At 41.5% G+C, this 19,001-nt stretch carries 22 protein-coding genes; 14 read left to right on the top strand and 8 right to left on the bottom strand.

Annotation, left to right across the window (positions count from 1 at the left end):
- Positions 1-91: 91 nt before the first annotated feature.
- The 3 genes from L1611_RS06990 to L1611_RS06980 are packed head-to-tail and all read right to left on the bottom strand — an operon-like array spanning position 92 to position 1,206.
- Positions 92-460 carry a DoxX family protein gene (locus L1611_RS06990; RefSeq protein WP_236312379.1) on the bottom strand — a complete coding sequence of 123 codons (369 nt, stop codon included), beginning with the start codon at positions 458-460 and terminating at the stop codon, positions 92-94.
- Between the two features lie 13 nt (positions 461-473).
- Entirely contained in the window at positions 474-881 is a 408-nt protein-coding gene (locus tag L1611_RS06985) for an SRPBCC family protein (RefSeq protein ID WP_236312378.1), read from the bottom strand.
- Complete coding sequence (locus L1611_RS06980) at positions 871-1,206, bottom strand: ArsR/SmtB family transcription factor (RefSeq protein ID WP_236312377.1); 336 nt, start codon at positions 1,204-1,206, stop codon at positions 871-873. Before L1611_RS06980 ends, L1611_RS06985 begins: the two co-directional genes overlap by 11 nt.
- A 174-nt stretch (positions 1,207-1,380) precedes the next feature.
- On the opposite strand from L1611_RS06980, the gene L1611_RS06975 reads away from it, so the two are divergent.
- From L1611_RS06975 to L1611_RS06960, 4 genes are all read left to right on the top strand, one after another.
- Positions 1,381-1,821: a cell wall hydrolase gene (locus L1611_RS06975; protein ID WP_236312376.1), complete on the top strand. Its 441-nt coding sequence runs from the start codon at positions 1,381-1,383 to the stop codon at positions 1,819-1,821.
- A gap of 391 nt (positions 1,822-2,212) precedes the next feature.
- Entirely contained in the window at positions 2,213-3,196 is a 984-nt protein-coding gene (locus L1611_RS06970; RefSeq protein WP_236312375.1) for an aldo/keto reductase, read from the top strand.
- 634 nt (positions 3,197-3,830) lie between these two features.
- Entirely contained in the window at positions 3,831-4,256 is a 426-nt protein-coding gene (locus L1611_RS06965; protein ID WP_236312374.1) for a hypothetical protein, read from the top strand.
- Positions 4,257-4,685: 429 nt separating this feature from the next.
- Positions 4,686-5,090 (top strand): DUF6157 family protein, encoded by a 405-nt coding sequence (locus tag L1611_RS06960; protein WP_236312373.1) that lies wholly within the window; start codon positions 4,686-4,688, stop codon positions 5,088-5,090.
- Positions 5,091-5,134: 44 nt separating this feature from the next.
- Here L1611_RS06960 and L1611_RS06955 read toward each other — a convergent pair whose 3' ends face one another.
- A complete protein-coding gene (locus L1611_RS06955) occupies positions 5,135-6,820 on the bottom strand; it encodes a NucA/NucB deoxyribonuclease domain-containing protein (protein WP_236312372.1) in 1,686 nt (561 codons plus the stop codon).
- Between the two features lie 576 nt (positions 6,821-7,396).
- Here L1611_RS06955 and L1611_RS06950 point away from each other — a divergent pair.
- Both L1611_RS06950 and L1611_RS06945 read left to right on the top strand, forming a co-directional pair.
- Positions 7,397-8,005 carry an FMN-binding negative transcriptional regulator gene (locus L1611_RS06950; RefSeq protein ID WP_236312371.1) on the top strand — a complete coding sequence of 203 codons (609 nt, stop codon included), beginning with the start codon at positions 7,397-7,399 and terminating at the stop codon, positions 8,003-8,005.
- Positions 8,006-8,308: 303 nt separating this feature from the next.
- Positions 8,309-9,016: a TerC family protein gene (locus tag L1611_RS06945; RefSeq protein ID WP_236312370.1), complete on the top strand. Its 708-nt coding sequence runs from the start codon at positions 8,309-8,311 to the stop codon at positions 9,014-9,016.
- Positions 9,017-9,109: 93 nt separating this feature from the next.
- On the opposite strand, the gene L1611_RS06940 is transcribed toward L1611_RS06945, so the two are convergent.
- Positions 9,110-9,250: a lmo0937 family membrane protein gene (locus L1611_RS06940; RefSeq protein WP_236312369.1), complete on the bottom strand. Its 141-nt coding sequence runs from the start codon at positions 9,248-9,250 to the stop codon at positions 9,110-9,112.
- A gap of 574 nt (positions 9,251-9,824) precedes the next feature.
- Between L1611_RS06940 and L1611_RS06935 the strand changes: the two genes are divergently transcribed.
- From L1611_RS06935 to L1611_RS06925, 3 genes are all read left to right on the top strand, one after another.
- Positions 9,825-10,610: a class I SAM-dependent methyltransferase gene (locus tag L1611_RS06935; RefSeq protein WP_236312368.1), complete on the top strand. Its 786-nt coding sequence runs from the start codon at positions 9,825-9,827 to the stop codon at positions 10,608-10,610.
- Positions 10,611-10,872: 262 nt separating this feature from the next.
- Complete coding sequence (locus L1611_RS06930) at positions 10,873-11,253, top strand: YkvA family protein (protein ID WP_236312367.1); 381 nt, start codon at positions 10,873-10,875, stop codon at positions 11,251-11,253.
- A gap of 74 nt (positions 11,254-11,327) precedes the next feature.
- Positions 11,328-11,810, top strand: a complete 483-nt coding sequence (locus tag L1611_RS06925) for a GNAT family N-acetyltransferase (protein ID WP_236312366.1) — start codon at positions 11,328-11,330, stop codon at positions 11,808-11,810.
- Positions 11,811-12,146: 336 nt separating this feature from the next.
- Here the strand turns inward: L1611_RS06925 and L1611_RS06920 are convergent, their stop codons facing one another.
- Positions 12,147-12,401 carry a hypothetical protein gene (locus tag L1611_RS06920; protein ID WP_236312365.1) on the bottom strand — a complete coding sequence of 85 codons (255 nt, stop codon included), beginning with the start codon at positions 12,399-12,401 and terminating at the stop codon, positions 12,147-12,149.
- A 384-nt stretch (positions 12,402-12,785) separates the two neighbouring features.
- Here L1611_RS06920 and L1611_RS06915 point away from each other — a divergent pair, with 384 nt between their 5' ends.
- On the top strand, positions 12,786-13,217 hold the full coding sequence (locus L1611_RS06915; protein ID WP_236312364.1) for a DoxX family protein: 432 nt from the start codon (positions 12,786-12,788) through the stop codon (positions 13,215-13,217).
- Between the two features lie 56 nt (positions 13,218-13,273).
- Here L1611_RS06915 and L1611_RS06910 read toward each other — a convergent pair whose 3' ends face one another.
- Complete coding sequence (locus tag L1611_RS06910) at positions 13,274-14,218, bottom strand: transporter substrate-binding domain-containing protein (protein ID WP_236312363.1); 945 nt, start codon at positions 14,216-14,218, stop codon at positions 13,274-13,276.
- Positions 14,219-14,417: 199 nt separating this feature from the next.
- Here L1611_RS06910 and L1611_RS06905 point away from each other — a divergent pair, with 199 nt between their 5' ends.
- Positions 14,418-15,320, top strand: a complete 903-nt coding sequence (locus L1611_RS06905) for an endonuclease/exonuclease/phosphatase family protein (RefSeq protein WP_236312362.1) — start codon at positions 14,418-14,420, stop codon at positions 15,318-15,320.
- A gap of 85 nt (positions 15,321-15,405) precedes the next feature.
- On the opposite strand, the gene L1611_RS06900 is transcribed toward L1611_RS06905, so the two are convergent.
- Positions 15,406-15,687: a hypothetical protein gene (locus L1611_RS06900; protein WP_236312361.1), complete on the bottom strand. Its 282-nt coding sequence runs from the start codon at positions 15,685-15,687 to the stop codon at positions 15,406-15,408.
- Positions 15,688-15,870: 183 nt separating this feature from the next.
- Between L1611_RS06900 and L1611_RS06895 the strand changes: the two genes are divergently transcribed.
- From L1611_RS06895 to argJ, 3 genes are all read left to right on the top strand, one after another.
- A complete protein-coding gene (locus tag L1611_RS06895; RefSeq protein ID WP_236312360.1) occupies positions 15,871-16,404 on the top strand; it encodes a YhcN/YlaJ family sporulation lipoprotein in 534 nt (177 codons plus the stop codon).
- Between the two features lie 303 nt (positions 16,405-16,707).
- Positions 16,708-17,745: an N-acetyl-gamma-glutamyl-phosphate reductase gene (argC, locus tag L1611_RS06890; protein WP_236312359.1), complete on the top strand. Its 1,038-nt coding sequence runs from the start codon at positions 16,708-16,710 to the stop codon at positions 17,743-17,745.
- An 18-nt stretch (positions 17,746-17,763) separates the two neighbouring features.
- The gene (argJ, locus tag L1611_RS06885) at positions 17,764-18,990 is read left to right on the top strand and encodes a bifunctional ornithine acetyltransferase/N-acetylglutamate synthase (RefSeq protein ID WP_236312358.1); all 1,227 of its coding nucleotides are present in this window, start codon (positions 17,764-17,766) and stop codon (positions 18,988-18,990) included.
- The last annotated feature ends 11 nt before the right edge of the window (positions 18,991-19,001 follow it).

The following is a 19,001-nucleotide window of genomic DNA, read 5'->3' as shown; positions in this document are numbered from 1 at the left end:
CTTGTTTTTAGACATTAAATTACGAACGAAATCACCTGCGTTTTCCCTTATCAGGAGGAAACCTATTTCGTCAGATTTTTATTGAACGATTTTACGAGAGGGGAAGCATCAGATGGTTTGTATTCATGATGAATAGTATAAGGACTAATACAAGAAATACCATAGCAGGCGCCGTTTTGCTGAATGGGTCTTTCACTCTCAAGTGTGCTAGACACGCCGCCAGCATCGTAATGCCCAGCCAGATGCCAGCCCATACGACAGCCCATCCATACCAGTAGCCAATGACAAGTGCAGCTGCTCCGATTAACTGAACGATGCCTGTGACGAGGCGAAACCATTGAGGTAGTTTTAAATCATTGAAAATATCACTCCAGTATTTAGCACCTATGACCTTTGCGATCCCTGAGAATATAAAATAAGCCGCCAACAAACTTTGAAGAATGATGGAAATGACAGACATAGAATTTTCCTCCTTAATTTTTTTGATCCCTTAACAGCTTTTCAAGTTGGGTGGCCATATTCACCCAGCCGTATTTGGCCCCGTTGTACGATAGGCTCTCGCTCTGGAATCCGGTATGCTCGAGATGCAGATGGGTAACATTGTCCATTCTTTTCAGTGACCAGGTAACAATTGTGTTTTCTCCGGCAGTAACCCAGGTATAGGACAATCTGTAAGGCTCCTCCACAACGAGTACTTCTGAATCGACAATACCATTCCAATGCTTAGTCGGCTCCGTATGGAACTGAAATTTGTGGCCAACGATTGGTTTGAAGTTGTTATCCATGACCCATTTTGCCAACATAGTTGAATCGGTTAAAGCATGCCATACCTTTTCAACCGAACTTCTAAATTCAAAGTCTAATGAAATTTCAGGTTTCATTTTGCTCCTCCTCTAATAATCTACGTAAAAGCTCTGCTCTTTCATTCCAGAATTTCGTGTAATACGATACCCAATCTTCAATTTCTTTGAGCGGCTCCGCATTAAGTCGAAAGCGGGTTTCACGTCCGGCTTTCCGCTCTTTTACTAAATCAGCATCCTTTAAGATCGCTAAATGTTTAGAAACCGCTGTACGCCCCATTTGAAATTGCGCTGTCAACTTATGGAGGGGCAACTCATCAGCTTCAGCCAATAACTGAAGCAATTTGCGACGTGTAGGATCGGCAACGGCAGTATAAACATCTCTCGTTTCACTTTTCTTATTCAATTCCACCCTTCTCCTCATCTTCATTAGTAATTGGACACTAATTGGTGTCATAATGTATATATTTATAATATGACACTATATGGTGTCCTGTCAACTGTTGGAAAACCTTAGCTTCATTAATAAATAATGACATCAAAGTAGGCTTTTTTCATACAATATTGTTGGGGTGAAAAAATGCCAAGAGTGAAATATACAAATTCGGATGTTGATTTAATGGCGAGGATGATGAGAGCGGAAGCCGTGGGTGAAGGAAAACTAGGAATGTTATTTGTCGGTAATGTAATTGTTAATCGTGCTAAAGCGGATTGTTTAGACTTTAGAGATGTAAGGTCAATTCCTCAAGTCATTTATCAAGTACAAGGAGGGAATTATTCTTTTGAAGCTGTTCAAAAGGGTAATGTATTTTATAACAGAGCGAGAACTGCTGAGAAAAGATTAGCAAAGAAGAATTTGGATTATTGGAGGGACCACCCAGCGAAATTTGCTCTTTGGTATTTCAATCCATATGCTCCATGTCCTCAAACATGGTACGGTCAACCTTTTTCTGGTCAATTTAAAAATCATTGTTATTATGAACCAGAAGCAGGGACATGTGACAGTGTTTATATGGGGTAAGCTTGCCCCTTCTTATTTGTTTTGGTGTATTTTCGTAAAAACAAAACTTCCGGGTTTGGATATGTTCCTTATTTAATAGCAATATTGGGTTATCACAATTATCAAGTAAACAGTTTGACTTTAAAAAGAATAATTAGGAAGCCAATATGACAAATATGGCTTCCTGGTTATTCTTTTTTATTCCAGGACCATTATGGTAAAGTGAGATTTCCCCTTTGTTTATTGTCCATCTTCCCGATTGAATCGACAAGGAATGGTAAGCTTTTTCCCGGCAAGATTATAAAAAGTTTGAAGCTCACGCCAATCAGGTATAAAAATAAACAGGCTTTTTTATGTTGCTCTGTTAATGAATCTATTGATTCCAAGTCTAGTTTAAGGAGGATGAATGGAAATGAACGGTTTAATCAAAGGGAAAATTGGTCTAGGTACGGCTCCTTTAGGAAATATGTTCAGGGAGGTTCCGGAAGAAGAAGCGCTGGAAACCATCAGTACAGCATGGGACCAGGGTGTCCGATATTTTGACACTGCCCCGTTTTATGGCGCTGGACTAGCAGAGAGCCGGCTTGGTGAAGTTTTATCAAGACATGATCGGGACGACTATTTCTTAAGCACCAAGGTAGGGCGGTTGATCTCAGATGAAATGGAGGATAAGGAAGGGCTATTCGAATATGGCCGGAAAAATAAAATCATCGAAAATTATAGTGAAGACGGGACCCTACGCTCGATCGAGCAAAGCCTTGAACGTTTGAAAACAGATCGATTGGACTTCGTATATGTTCATGATATTTCTCCGGACTTTCACGGAGATGATTGGATTACAAAGTTTGATACGGCTAGAAAAGGAGCATTCCGAGCACTGACGCGCCTCCGTGAAGAAGGTGTAATCAAATCATGGGGATTAGGCGTCAATCGAACCGAGCCGATCGAAATTGCAATCGAACTGGAAGAGACGATTCCAGACCTTTGCTTACAGGCTACGCGCTACACGCTCATGAACCATGAACATGCCTTGCAAAAATTAATGTCGTCAGCACTGGAGAAAAATATCGGCATCATCGTTGGCGCGCCGTACAGTTCCGGTGTTCTCGTGGGGGGAAATCATTATGAATATCAAGAGGCACCAGATGAAATTGTTACCAAAGCAAAGAAAATCCAGGAATTGGCTTCCAAGTATCAAGTGAGTGTCAAAAGCGTTGCGTTACAATTTTCAATGGCACACCCTGCAGTAGCTGCGGTCATTCCTGGTACTACTCGCCCTGCACATGTTAAAGAGGATATAGCGGCAACACAGGAAGTGATCCCATCCGTATTTTGGCAGGATCTCCGTGAACAAAACCTGGTCTCACCTATTGCACCTCTACCGATAGATGAATAGAATTCTGAAGAAAGGCTGTCCAAGAAGAAAAGTGTCAGACACCTCCAATACAACATTTTGTTTCAAAAACACGCTTTTTCTTAAAATGTTATTAAGTTCGGAGGCTAAGACACTTAATGGACAGCCCTTATCTTTTTATCTGAGCAGGCTTGAAGAACCATTCTATGAGGCTTCAGTGAATAGTAGGAAGTTCTCTATTGTATTTCGGTTAAAAGAGGAAATAGACAAAAAACAAAGAAACAAATAACGAATGAGGTGAAATTGTTTTATTAAAGAACGGAGATGATTGCTGGATAGGGTGAGAGCCCTTCTCTTACTAAAGAAGTGTTTTATTGAGCAATTAAAGATTCTTTAAAGTCATATGTGATAAAATTAAGTGAACCTGACTCGGGGACCATAATGCCGAATAAGGATCGATTGTATTATGACGAGGTCTTCAAGAAGTGGAGGATTGACTCTGCTTTAAGAATTATTTTGTCATCATTGCCAACCATCTATCAGGTATTCTTAAACCCAGAAGCAAGGTAGTCTCGTATAAAGGAATACAGTCTCGTATAAAGGAATACTTATTTCGAAAAGATATCCTTTTTGACTAGAAAGAAGGATTAGACGACAGAGAAAGGTAGGGCATAAGATGCTTTATATTTGGGATATCGAAAAGATCATCGAAACGACATTACGTGAGCTAAATTTGGATATAAATTGCGAGTTTGACAATACTTTAAACGTACCGATGAGTTATAACCTATCGACAAATACGATAAAATTCAACTACCTTCAAGTTAACGGTTATAAAAGTAAAATCAAAATAAAAGAGACTGAAGAAAACTTCGTTAAACTCATTGTTTATCGGATGATTGGTTATCATTTAGGAAGAAATCGAATTGATTTAAGAACCTTGTTGTATGGCGGGGAGGATCAAAAAGAAGAGCTTCGTGCTAAAATAGATGAGGATTCTTGGGAATATGGTAGAAAGGTGGTACCCGAACAACTAGTAGAGTCATATGATCGGGTCTGGGAACTGGATAAACGTTTACTCAAGAACGAAATTAAAGGATAAAGGGGCTTTTTGTTAGTTATAATTTGTAAAAACCGTTACATAAAAAGAGGAAGGATACATTTGTAGCAAAGATACTAAAAACTGTGATAGAGTCGCATTTAAAATGGACAATATAGTCAGCTAAAAATATACAAAATCGTCGCCTTAAATTTCGACAAACTTCATAATTAGATTGAATCCTAAGAAAAGAGTGCTTATATTTCTTTGCTTTTTAATATTAATAATTGGTTGTGAACTTCGTATTCAAGACCAATTACCAGGGGATCCAAATGGAGATATCCTTCAGGATGTTATTATTGAGTGGTAAGAAATTCGGTTAAATTAAGAAGATTTATAGTAAACATTCCGTATAAATTAAGCTGGACACAAAAAAATATACTAAAGCTCCTTTATAAAAGACTGGATATTTCCAAGATAAGGAGGATTTAAATGTCGTACAAACACACATTTATCAAAATTTCAGAGGATTCAGGTGCCAGTAGCGGTTTAGTGCCAACACCAAGAAACGGAAAACCGACGATCGCATCCATTGAATATGACTTGATCAAAAATAATCCTTATCAATATACTCAAGAAGATGTACAGTTTAAAACTTATCTGATCAAGAAACAGATTGAATCAGGTCAAAATTTAGATGAACTCCGAGAACAATTCTTTTCAAAACCTAAAGCTTGTTTCAGGGCTTCTCCTTTAGTAAAGAAATTTGGGTGGGGGATCCATTATGATCATGAAGGGAAAGTGGCATTAGTAGATGTAAGCAGTAATGAATATGCTCAATTTCTCAACGTGGATAACCTGAAAATAGTGAAAGGTATGCGCTCGAAAAGAACTTAATAGAAGAGAAGGGGGCTGTCCTATATTTGTGGACAGCCTCTAAACTATTGTGGGATTGCATAGACTTCGACAGTGAAGTTTTCTCCATTGGTGTTTTCCGGTCTGGCGATGTAGAAATCTTCGCTCGTTTCGATTTCTGTCTCGGATCCGTCTGTTAGGTCATAGAAGATCGTTTCGTCGACGCCGAAGCTGATGTCTTTCATGACATCGAATTTTGCATCTTTCGGACCGTCGACGATTTTCCATTGTAACTTTGTCGCGTAAGGAGGGATGTTCCCGATCGTGAAGTTGTCACTTGACCGGTTATCTTGGCCGTCCTGAGGCTGGCCTTCCGATTGGATCGTCGCGATTTTCTCAGGAGCTTCGACCTCCACATGAAAAGCATCTCCATCCAGGATCCGGTCATAGGCGTACCAGGCACCGAGCCATGTCCCTGCAGCACCGTTCGAATCAGCGGAAATCATTCTCACTGAAAAATTATTCGCTCCGTTCGTCGAAGATCCTTCCCATGTGGAAGCAAACGGGTATTCATCACACTGCTTACCTGTCCGATCCTCATTGCCGAACTCCCGGTCACAAACCCTTCTTGTCTTGTTCCTGTTCCGGTTATATTCTTCCCGATGACGCCTCGGATACATCCGTGTCAGTGTGCTATCCCCAACAGCTCCTGGTATGTTCTTTCCAACCATTTGAGGCTTCGTCTGTGCTGGATGATCCATCGCGTCCTTCCAATGCTGTCCGGCTTCATCCAGCATTGCGAATTCAGGTTCCGTGATCGGGACATTGAAGATCGGTGTAGCATTACTGAATACAGCACCTTGTCGGAAATATTCATCAGGGAAAGCGAACATGTATCTTGCAGAGTCATAACGGACAGTCTGTTTGATGCCATCTATGCTCTTTTTGTATTTCCTTGCTGAATGGGTAAGGGTGAGTTTCGGCCAAAATTCCATGTATCCCAACTGGTCAGGATTTGTATCAGTTGCCGGGGGCGCTTCTGAGGTGAAGATTTCTGTACTGAAGTTCGAGTTTTTCCATTGGGCGATCGTTCGTTCTGTCGGTGGATAGTCTGGGTCCTCTTTACAATCGCCTGGGTTCAGTTTTGATTCACATACCATATCGATTTCCAACTTGGCACCATTTAAAGCTGGATCGGTCACGATGATATCGTCAAGTGTATAATAGACTCTCATGTTCCGGCTTTGGTTGGAACCATAACCTATTTCCGTGAATTGAAATTGAACCCCTGCGTTTACACAAATCCCTCCGATGCATTTTACAGGGACTTGATATGACGCCACATGGGACCAGCAGAAGGAATAACGGTTCTTGATATATCCTGTTTCTGAACTGCTGTCTGGACTACTCCGACATTCATCTACAGTAAGGATATGATCATAGTCGAATTCGGGAGGCGTCCATCCGAGTGCCGTCTTGATGGGAGGAGCCAAGTTCGCTCTGTATGTCGCTTCACTTTCCTGGTGTTCTTCCATCAATTCATCTAATGTCTGAATGCCTTCTTTTTTCTGAATCTGATCCTGCTTGATCCCAAGCTCTCCGAGGGACTTGCCCTGCTTCATCAGTTCGGTTGACTTCTCGATCTTGTCGTCTGGGATCCAATACCCTCCGCCTTCGTCCATACTTGCTTGTGTCTGTGCAGGTGAAAGGACACCGATGGCCATAAATGTGACAAGGACGGCTGAAAAGAATTGCTTGTGTAACCGGGACATCAAATTTTCCTCCTTGATTGAATGATGACAGCTGTTTTCCCACCAATGAACTAGTCGACTAATAGATGGATGTGATTTAAATCGAGGATAGGTTACTACAGGGAAAAGTTTTTTACAATACATTCCAGATTAATTCATTCTATAAACCTACATTTTCTTACAAAAAATTCTTTAAATAGGAAGAAGGGATACGTGGCAATAGACCCTGTGGCATCGAGAACGTTAAATCTTGTCCTGGATGCTATCGAAATACGAGCATTAATCGATTTTCTTGAATAAAGTTCACGTTTTCTATTGATTGTCGTATATGGGTTTGCTATATTGGCATATAACATAATGCTCGTGCATGCACAGTAATAGGGTCAGAGTATGTTTTACCGGGGTCTAACTTTGACTTGGTGGAATCTTGTGCCCGGCCTGCTTAAGTGATTTAGAACATAATAGGGGAAAGACAACCTGTTGAAATTCATTCTTACCGGACAAATATTCCGCTATTTGTGTTTGGTAGGTTCTTAATAAAGCTATTAAAGTGATTAAGGTCTGCTGTGTCCACTAATGTAAAGAGGGGTTGAAGGGATGTATACTCCTATGCATTTTAAAATTGAAGATCTAGATGCCATCTACGATATCATAAAAGAAAATAGCTTTGCGACGCTATTTTCCCAACACGATGGGAGACCATATGCAACACACTTGCCGCTGATTTTGGATGAAAATAAACAATATCTATACGGCCATTTCGCGAGACCGAATATGCAATGGAAGGATATTGAGAGTCAAACGGTCTTAGCCGTTTTCCACGGTCCACATTGTTACATTTCTCCGTCGTGGTACGAGACGAAAACAGCGGTCCCAACATGGAATTATGTCACGGTACATGTATACGGTAAAGTGGAATTATTAAGAGAAGACCAGGAAGTCATGAAATCCTTACAAGATATGGTCTTGAAATATGAAGCCCCAGAAAGCCCATACAAGTTGGAAGATGTCGATGATGGTTACATCGCTGGGATGAGCAAAGGGATCCAGGGGTTCAAAATCAAAATTGACGATTTGCAAGCAAAAGCGAAATTAAGTCAAAACCATCCAGTCGAACGGCAGCAGCGAATTATTAAAGAACTTGAGAAAAGCGCGAAGTCGGATGAACAGAACATTGCAAGACTGATGAAGTCAAACCTTGCTTAAAATTAACACCCGAGTAAATTTTTCTTGACTGAGACCCGTGTCATTTCCCAAAATGCATATTGACAACAAATGTATTTAAGGGTATCCTATGGTTAATAAAATAAAAATTCGTCTCCTAAAGGGGAGTAGCTTTTACAGCAAAGTCGTCATTCCAGAGTTTCCGAACTCTCGGCTTTGTTGGCAACGAAACTGTTGTTAGCAAGACCTTTACCTGTTATGGTGAAGGTCTTTTTTGGTGGCCTTTACCAGCTCATGGTAGAGGCCATTTTTGTTTTACATATCAAATTAGAGGGAGTGTTTTGAATGGAGTTGTTCGGGGCTGAATTTTTCTCGGCACTATTGGCCATTGTAATCATTGATCTTGTGCTTGCAGGTGATAACGCGATCCTGATCGGGCTTGCTGCAAGGAATTTACCTGCACAACAACAGAAGAAAGTCATCATTTGGGGAACGCTTGGCGCGATTTTGATCAGAATTGTTGCTACACTAACTGTTGTTTGGTTGCTTAAGATTCCGGGATTGTTGTTAGTCGGAGGATTATTGCTGGTCATCATCGCTTATAAACTCTTAGTTGATAATAAGGACCACGATGTAAAAGCGGCTGGAGGATTCTGGGCTGCGATACGAACCATCATTGTTGCAGATGTATTAATGGGGTTAGACAATGTATTAGCGATCGCAGGTGCTTCTCACGGCAACTTACTTTTGGTTGTATTAGGTTTGCTGATTTCTGTACCAATCATCATGTTTGGTAGCCGACTCATTTTGATATGGGTTGACCGATTCCCGATCATCATTACGATCGGATCTGCCGTATTAGCATGGACCGCATCGAAAATGATGGTTAGTGAACCGTTCTTAAAAGGCTTTTTCGAGAATGGGTTCATCAAATATGGATTCGAAATTGTAGTAGTGGCAGCGGTAATTTCAGCAGGATATCTCAAAAAGCGGAAAGTGGAAAAAGAAGTGGACCAAGAAGCAGAACTGGCCGTGTTACGGAAAGTGGAATAATAAGTTGAAAATGCTTGATTTATAATGGAAAAACGACTCGTGTATAGTCACGAGTCGTTTTTAATTGGGGGTACCCATTTAAAAAGAGATCTATCAAGAGCGTTTGACTAAAAACTTATAGATCAATATTGCTGCAGCCACAACCAGCAGGATATGGATGATCCCGCCTACGATGTTGAATATGAATCCAAGTAACCAGATGATGAGTACAATCCATAATATGGTCCAAATCATAAGTTGAGATCCTTTCAATTCTGTATTTTTGTATTGTAGTCTCTCCTAAAAAACCAATAGTATTCTTATCCATTTCATTTCCATAAGTTTTTCTATCCTTCATGCCCTTGATTGCGGATAATTGTCACCAATACTTTAATAATTGGAATGTTGGGGTCTTTTAAGATACACCTGCTGGGAGATCTGGATTTAGGGACCAAATAACGCCTAACAAGAGAACAGCTTTAAAAGGAGAAGCTGTAGGGTAGGGGACAACCTTAAGAAAAGCGGAAACGCCCTGACTGGAGGGCACTGGAAGTCCGACGAGGAGGTTGTCGCCGCCGCAAGAAGAATGAAGTGATCCAAGTGGTTGGGCGTTGGAGCTAGACATTATGGTAATATGAACAAGAATCGTTCAATCCCATAGGTGTAGGATATACAGCCACATCAGATCGTTACGTATAAAATCAATTCCTTCGATCCTACATTCAAGTTTGGATAAATCCAGCATTTTCCCACTGCAATTTGAGTGAGAAAGCATATGAACAAATCATTATTTAATGAAGTTTTACCTTTTTTAAGGAGGTTGGATCAATTGAATCCTTTATATGATGAAATCGGAAAAAGCTATGACGCTACCCGTAAAGCTGATCCTGAAATAACGAGGCATTTAAGAAACCATCTGCAAGTACCTAAGGGAACCAAAGTCCTGGATATCGCCTGCGGTACTGGAAACTATTCCATTGCATTAGAACAATCAGGTTTGTATGTAACTGGGTGCGACATATCCACTGAGATGATCGAGATTGCAAAACAAAAGTCAAGTAAAATTAACTGGGAGTTGGCGGATATCAATTGCCTTCCTTATGAAAACAAGACATTCACCGGGGTATCGTGTATCCTTTCGATTCACCATTTTGGGGAGCTTTTTGTTCCGTTCCAGGAAGTTTTTCGCGTTATGGATAGAGGTAGGTTTGTCATATTCACCTCCTCTCCTGAACAAATGAATACATACTGGCTTAAAGAGTATTTCCCACAGGCTATTGAGGCTTCGTCTAAGCAGATGCCGGATCTAACCACTGTCAACAACACCTTACAAGCAGTCGGCTTTGACATTATTGGTCATGAGACCTTTTTGATCCAACCTGATCTCGAGGACTTTTTCCTATATAGCGGCAAATATGAACCGCACATTTATTTGGATGAAACTGTGCGTGCAGGCATTTCTACTTTTGCAAACTTGGCAACAAAGGAGGAAATCGTTCTCGGTTGTTCAAAATTAAAAAGGGATATTGAAACTAAAAAAATCAATGAGGTTTTACCCCGTTACAGTAGTGTTAAAGGTGATTATGTTTTTGTAGTAGCTGAAAAGAAAAAATAGCAGAAAAGATCTGCTATTTTTCGAGGGAATGAATGGCTGTACGAAAGTGTGAAACTCAAGCTAAGATCAAGTTCTAGCTATCCAGGATCTTAGATGCTGGTGAGTCGCTGACAAACCAGTCCATCCTTAAAAACATGTCATAAAGTTTGCCATACTTATCATTATGAAGGTCCCGCTAAAATGGCTTAGGCTTATTTGATGGTAAATAAAGGTAATTATTTCCGGTGTAATGGATACTTCAATATTTTTTAAGGAGAATAAAATGGAGAAGATAAAGGTTTGGGCAAAAAGGATTAAACGACAAATATTCATACTTTACTTTGCATATAAAGATGAAAGAGTGCCCTGGTACGCGAAAGTATTTACAGCATGTGTTGTAGCATATGCTTTCAGTCCTATTGACTTGATACCAGACTTCATACCCGTGCTTGGTTATATAGATGATTTGATCATTGTCCCCCTGGGAATTGTAGTTGCGCTGAAAATGATCCCTGAAAAAGTCATATCAGACTGTGAAATAAAAGCCGAAGCCATGATGAAAAAAGGTAAACCGAAGAATTGGTTTGTTGGTTCCATCATCGTTTTGGTTTGGGTCGTGATCACCCTATGGATCAGTTTGAAGGTATATCATATATTACAGTAACGACACAAACGATGACCTCTTTACTTTGCGTAGTATCGGATCAACCAGGAGTCGAATTAGTAGGAGGTATTATTATGGATACATCTCATGAAGTACACTTACAGCGGTATAAACCAGAGCATTTAAGTTTCTTAAAAGCTTTTACTTTACCAGAAGAACAGGCAAAATTTACAGCTCTCCCCTCAGAAGTCATAGAAGTTAAGAAAGGACAACATCCGATTGTCCTTTCAGATCTTAGTAAACCAGTTGGATTCTTTCTATTGCATGCTAATGAAAGAGTCAAAGAGTACTCAGATAATCCTGATGCTATGCTTTTGACAGCCCTGTCAATCAATCATATGGAACAAGGGAAAGGTTATGCAAAGAAAGGGATGTATGAACTACGGGACTTTGTAAAAAATGAGTTCCCGACATGTACCGAAATCGTATTGGCGGTGAATCATAAAAACCTGCCTGCCCAACAGCTTTATTTAAAAGCCGGCTTCATCAATACGGGGAGAACGAAGATGGGGAGCATCGGCAAACAATTCATCTACAGCCTTCTGGTCAATGAATAAAGCCAGTTGTATTTGGAGAAGACTTTAGTAAAAATGAGCGTAGCCGGGGTATTGTGGAATGTTTTAATGATCTGCAACACCCATAAACGATATCAATTCCATAAACCTTTATAATCCAGTGATACCATGAACCTTCATCATGGTATTTTTTTGTTTTTTATGAACTTCGAAATCCAATCCAGTGAACAGCAGAATTGTTCAGTTATCCCCCTTAAGTATGTTGATGATTTTATAAAAGGGGCTGTCCTATAAGTGTCTGACACTTTGTTTTGAACAGCCCCTTTTTTATCTTTTAAAGGATGGGTTTCCCAGTCATCTTATAAATGGTTATAAATCTTACCAATATCCTAACCAATCATCATCAGAGGAACATGAATCATAGGAACCACGAGATTTGCGAGATTCCACATAAACGTCTTTTGTTGATTTTTTATATACGTGTTTTGGAACCTCCACAATGTGGTGTCTGTTTATGATATTGATAGGATGGACGTAAGTAACCTCCCGAGTTACATAGGTGTCACGAACGATCGTTTCAGGCTCACAATAAACAATTTCCTCTGAACATCCAGAGCTGTAGCGTTTGCTCATATCGTTCACCTCCTTTCTCTATTAGATGTAAAACTATTAAAAATGAAACGGCTAAACACCTAGAATGATAGATTTTCTGATGAACTCTATTTGTGAGGATCTAAGAGGGTTCTCCCGAATCCATACGGACAGTCGAGCACGAAGTACTGGATGAAATTGTACTATGATAGAGTCTGAAACTTATTGGACATCTTGGAGGTGGTATTGACGAAAAGGTAAAATCGTTCAAAGGACTCGATTGATTTAGTTGTTTTTACCCTTTAGGAAAGATGGATTTGGTTATAGCATGGATTGTGTAAAATTAGAAAAGGAGGTAAAAAATGTATTGGATGAGGTCATAAAGAGGTTCATTGAGAAAACAATTGAATTGAAGGAGGAGTTAATATGATTTCAAAGAGAAGACTTCGGGTAGCATGGACCATAAGTGGCCTGGTTATTTTGTTTATGCTGTTTGACAGTATATCCAAGTTTTTCAAGCCAGCTTCTGTTGTTAAAGGGACACTGAGCCTCGGGTTTTCCGAACATCATATTTTTGTAATCGGTATCCTTGGTTTATTATCTGCTATCCTTTACATGATTCCTCGATTTTCTGTTTTAGGTGCAATCCTGTTGACGGGTTATTTCGGTGGCGCTATAGCCACACATGTTCGACTTGACAACCCACTTTTTACCCACACCTTATTTCCTGTTTATATAGCTGTTTTGGCATGGGCAGGAATTTGGTTAAGGAATGAAGATTTACGTAAACTTTTTCCGTTGAAGAAAAAAGAACAAACAATTGGTCAAAAAAAGCTTGACCAGGCAAATATTAGTTGAATGTTAAGGTAAAGAGGGAGCTTGGTTCGAAAGCCAAGCTCCTCACTTTTTTCTAATTACTCCCCACTATAAATCCATTCTTGCTTGAGACGGTCGAATTCACCTTGCAGTTCCATTTCTTCCATCCAGAGGTCCACCCAGTTTTGGAACGCTGGATCGTTCCGGTGCATGAGGTATCCTTTTTGGCTTTTCGTGAATGTGCTATCTGTCAAGGCTGCATATAGTCTTTCGTCTTTGCTGGCATAATAGATCGCCTCAACTTTATCGGTGATCATGACATCGACTTCACCTTCTGCAACCATCGGTGGGATGTCGAGGTTATTTTCAATGACGACGACATTCGCTTGTTTGATGTTCGCGTCCACAAACTTCTGGTTCGTTCCGCCAGGGTTCACACCAATCGTGACATCTGGCTGATCGATATCCTCCAAGCTCTGGAAGCGATCTTTGTCTTCTTCACGGATCAATGGTGACTTTCCATCATCCAGATAAGGGATGCTCAAGTGACCGGTTATTTGACGATCGGTATTCCGGCTGATGCCGCCGACTGCGATATCGAACTTGTCATCCAAAAGATCCTCCATCAATGTAGGCCACGAAGTCTTGACAAATTCGACCTCGACTCCTAGATCCACAGCCATCAGCTTCGCTGCATCGATATCCAGTCCTTCAAATTCGTTTGTTTCCTCGTTGAAGTAGGTGAATGGCTTATAGTCGCCGGTCGTTCCTACTCGGATTACCCCTTTCTTCTGGATCCGATCCAGCCTTGACTGCATCACGTATTTGTTTTTGCTTTTATGTATGTCGGTTCCTGATGCCTGCGCCGCCTGTTCAACCTGAATATAGGACTTTCCGTTCGCGTCCAAAGTAGCGATCTTCTGGCCATTCCATTCAAGCAGATTGCCTTTCTTCGCTTCCGCCAGTGATAGATTCAATCCACTTATGACAAGGAAGACCAGCAGAGATATAATCGCGAAATTTTTTAACTGAAATTTCTTCAAAGCAAATCACTCCCTATGAAAGTTTAGAAACAAGTATAGCGGTTCACGGTTTGAGAGTAAAATCATATGTCTGAAAATTAAAAAAATAATACTTTGGTAGGCTATTGGGGAAGTCTATCGGTTTACTAAGATCATAAAAACATGTGTAAAACAATCCTCTTAAGGCATGCTAACAATAGCATCTCTGTGAGGTGATTTGATGAGGAAAGCTTTTCTCCTTTTGTCCTTAGGATTTTTGGTCCTGGCTGAATTGAATCCTGGCCCGGCAACTACATTTGCGATGAATGAAGAAGGCTCGTCAGATTTGAATTTACGGGTGATGACCTACAATGTTCGATTCATGAACAATTCGGTTCCATCTCCGTATAATTGGGATGGAAGGAGGCCGTTGATCCGTAAGGTGATCCGTAGCCACATGCCGGATATCATCGGAACCCAGGAGCCTCTTTTTCAACAGGTAAAAGAAATGGGTTCTGATCTTCCAGAGTATGACTGGATCGGACTCGGAAAGGAAGGCGGAAGTAAAGGATTATTCATGCCGATCTTTTATAAGAAAACACGGTTCACACCATTGGAATATGACCATTATTGGCTTTCCGATGCACCAGAGACAATCGGTTCCCGATCTTGGGGAAACATCAATCCTAGGATGGTAACCTGGGTTAAGTTCCTCGACCTTCAGACCAATCAGTCGTTCTACTTTATAAATACGCACTTGGATCATATTTCAGAGGAATCAAGGCGGAAAAGTACCACACTGATTATAAAAAAAATGAAAGAACTCGATCCAGCTTTACCGGTTCTGATAACTGGGGATTTCAACGTGGGTCCGGAAAGTGTCGTCCATCAAAAACTGACAAAAGAGGGACCTTTCACAGATTTGTGGGAAATAGCCGAAAGCAGGATCAACGAAGATCTGGGTACATTCAATGCTTTCCGTGATCCAACTGGCGGGGGGCCAAAGGATCGGATAGACTGGATCCTCTCAAAAGGAAAAATGACTGTACATGAAATCGCAATTTTAGATGATCGGGAAGAGGGTCGGTTTCCGAGTGATCATTATCCGGTTATGGCTGGTTTGACACTTCATTATGCTCCTTAAGGGGTGTCGGACCCATACGTTCTGCTATCAAACGAAAATAACCTCCGAAGCCTGTGCTCGGAGGTTAATGATTTTGGGGAAGTATTTAAAAATGTTCGTTTACTTCCCATGACTCGACTATTTGGTGAGCCATTCTCGGATGAAAGCCCTTTCCAATCAAATAGCTGATCGCTGCAACTTCCATCATCGCATGTCTGTACGAAGTATGTTTCGCTTCCTCCAGACCATATCCAACAAACGGCTGGACTGTCATCAATGTTTGACTCTTCAATTGTGGGTATAGGGGACCGTGTGATTGTTGGTGATAGTATTGTTCTTGTTGTCCCCAATTTGGTTGCTGACCTCCGTGGTATGGATTCCCGTTCATATGAGCACTCCTTAATTGTAATCAAACTGTATTGTCATTTTATGTGGGTAAAACATGTCCATTGAGCCTATTTCTTACCATCTGGCCATTTCCATGTAATTTTTAAAAACATATGTATAATTTTCCATTGAACTTTCCAAACTAAGGTCGAAATTTGAAAATCACAAGTAAGGAGGAATTTACATGTTCTTGAAAACAAAATTTTTGCTGGTTGCATGTCTTTTCGCTACTGCACTAGTTGCTTGTAACATGGGGAACAACGGGGATGATAACGGCGCTGATAACGGCGCTGAAACTGAGAACATCGGCGATCGTGATAATGGGGTTATTGATAATAATAACAATGATGCCAATATCATGAACAACAATGGAAACAATCGTGTTGAAGTAGCTAATGAAGCTGCAGATAAGATCACGAATTTGCCTGAAGTACAAGATGCGAATGTGTTCGTTACAAATGAGAATGCTTATGTGGCAGCACAACTTACTGCTGGGACACAAACTGAAGGTGAAGTAACGAGAGAGCTTGAGAAGAAGATTTCCGACCAAGTAAAAGCGACTGACCGGGACATCAATAACGTTTTCGTTTCAACGAACCCGGAATTCTTTGATCGCTCTGCCAATTATGCAGAAAAGTTCGGTCGTGGGGAGCCCGTACAAGGTCTATTTGAAGAATTCAATGAAACGATCCGCCGTGTATTCCCTAACGCTCGCTAAAAAGTAGTGAGAAAAAGATCAATCCTGACCATTGAATATAGTGGCGGGTTGATCTTTTTTCAATTATCCCGACAACTTTGGCATCGTCCGCTACAAATTTGAAATTATCCCGACAACTCCGAAATTATCCCGATAACCCCCAATTACTCTTCTTCCGACCATAATCTGTATTATTATTTAAATGAAAGGTAAAATGAAAGCGCTTTATTTAAGAATTTTCATAAATACTGTTGAATAAAAATACTTATGTATGTATAATAATCCGAAATAGCAAACAGAACAGCAGATAGGAGAGGGAGTCATTTGAAAGCAGCAATTATCGGAGGAACCGGTTATGGGGCAGTTGAACTGGTAAGGTTGTTACATAATCATCCGCTAGTTAAAATTTCCACTATTGTTTCTCACTCGAACAGCGGCAATGAGCTTCAATCAATCTACCCGCATCTTTCAGGCATCATCGAAACTTCTTTTTCTGAAATGGATGTAGAGAAAGTCAGTGAAGAGGCCGATCTCGTTTTCTTCGGGACGCCATCAGGAGTCAGTACCGAACTTGTCCCGCAATTTCTGGAACAGGGTGTTAAATGCATCGACCTTGCGGGGGACTTCCGGCTGGATTCCCCAGAAATCTATGAAAAGTGGTATAAAATATCCTCACCGCCACAGGAATACACAGAACAGGCGACATACGGCCTAAGTGAAATTTATAAAGAAGAAGTGAAAAATGCAACATTGGTCGCAAATCCAGGCTGTTATCCGACAGCCACATTGTTAGCACTCATTCCAATTTTAAAAGAACAACTGATCGAACCGCAATCCATCATCATCGATGCTAAGTCTGGTCTATCCGGGGCAGGGAGAAGCGTCTCCTTGAAAACCCATTTCTCTGAATCGAATGAGAATTTCAGAGCTTATAAGCTGGCGGAGCATCAGCATATCCCGGAAATTGAGCAGATCCTCGTTAAAGAGAGCGGAGTCGATCTGCAAGTATCATTCACTCCTCATCTCGTTCCGATGACTAGAGGCATCATGTGCACGATCTATTCGAATATGACGGTCGGAAAAACGACTGAGGAAATCATCGAGTTATACCAAGGCTTTTACAAGGAACATCCTTTCGTACGTGTCCGTCCTGAAGGGATCATCCCTGGAACGAAAGAGGTGTATGGAAGCAATTATTGCGACATCGGTTTCAAGGTGGACGATCGGACGGGAAGGCTGATGACCGTTGCTGTGATCGATAATCTTGTCAAAGGTGCAGCAGGGCAAGCAATCCAAAACATGAATTTGATACAAGGCTGGGACGAACAGACCGGGCTTACGAATGTTCCAATCTATCCATAATCGGGAGGAGGAAAGATAATGCAAGCAATGAAAACGAACGAAATCATCAGTCTGATAGATGGAGGTGTAACAACCCCGCAGGGATTCACCGCTGGAGGCCTCCATTGCGGACTCCGGAAAACGCGTCTTGATCTCGGTTATGTTTTATCAGAAGTTCCAGCTGTAACCGCCGGTGTGTACACGACCAACCTTTTTCAAGCAGCACCCCTTCATGTCACGCAGGAAAGCATCGCGGTCGAGAACAAGATCCAGGCGGTACTCGTGAATTCAGCTAATGCAAATGCATGTACAGGGGACCAGGGGCTGAAGGACGCCTATGAGATGCAGCAGGTCTTCGCAAAAGAACTCGGCGTTGAGAAGCATCATGTCGCTGTCACGTCCACTGGAGTCATTGGCGTGCAATTACCAATGGATAAGATCAAGTCCGGTGTAAAAAAGATCCTCTCGAAAAACTACGAGGGTGCGGCGAACTTCGAGGAAGCGATCCTTACGACGGATACAAAGGTCAAGCATCATGCTGTGAAATTCGAGGTCGACGGAAAGCCGGTCAGTATCGGAGGTGCAGCCAAAGGTTCGGGCATGATCCACCCAAACATGGCGACCATGCTCGGGTTCATCACGACGGATGCAAACATCGGTCATGAGAGCTTGCAGGCTGCATTACGGCAGGTGACTGATGAGACATTTAACATGATCACGGTTGATGGGGATACGAGTACGAATGACATGGTGCTCACGATGGCGAACGGAAAAGCGGGGAACGAACTGCTTAATGAAAACCATCCGGATTGGGCTGTATTTTTACAAGGGTTGAAATCAGTCTGTACATCCCTGGCGAAAAAGATCGCAAGGGACGGTGAAGGGGCGACGAAACTGGTCGAGGTCCATGTGAAAGGGGCAAGGAGCGGGGGTGCCGCCCGTGCTGTCGGGAAGGCGATCATCTCCTCCAATCTTGTGAAAACTGCGATTTATGGAACAGATCCAAACTGGGGAAGGATCGTATGTGCGATCGGTTATAGCGGGGAGCAGGTCAATCCAGAGAAGGTAAGTGTCTCCCTCGGCGATATCCAAGTCGTCGGGAACGGTCTGCCATCATCCTTCAGTGAAGAGGAAGCGAAAGACTATCTGCAACAGGAAAATGTGCATATCTACGTGGATTTGAGTCAAGGAGAACATGAAGCCACGGCTTGGGGCTGTGATCTGTCTTATGATTACGTGAAAATCAATGCGTCTTATCGAACTTAAGGAGGAAGCTG

It is taken from the genome of Pseudalkalibacillus salsuginis, assembly GCF_021646685.1.
In the GTDB taxonomy this organism is placed as follows: Bacteria; Bacillota; Bacilli; order Bacillales; family Fictibacillaceae; genus Pseudalkalibacillus; species Pseudalkalibacillus salsuginis.
The sequence above is the reverse complement of the archived record's forward strand: the minus strand, read 5'-3'. Positions and strand labels throughout refer to the sequence as shown.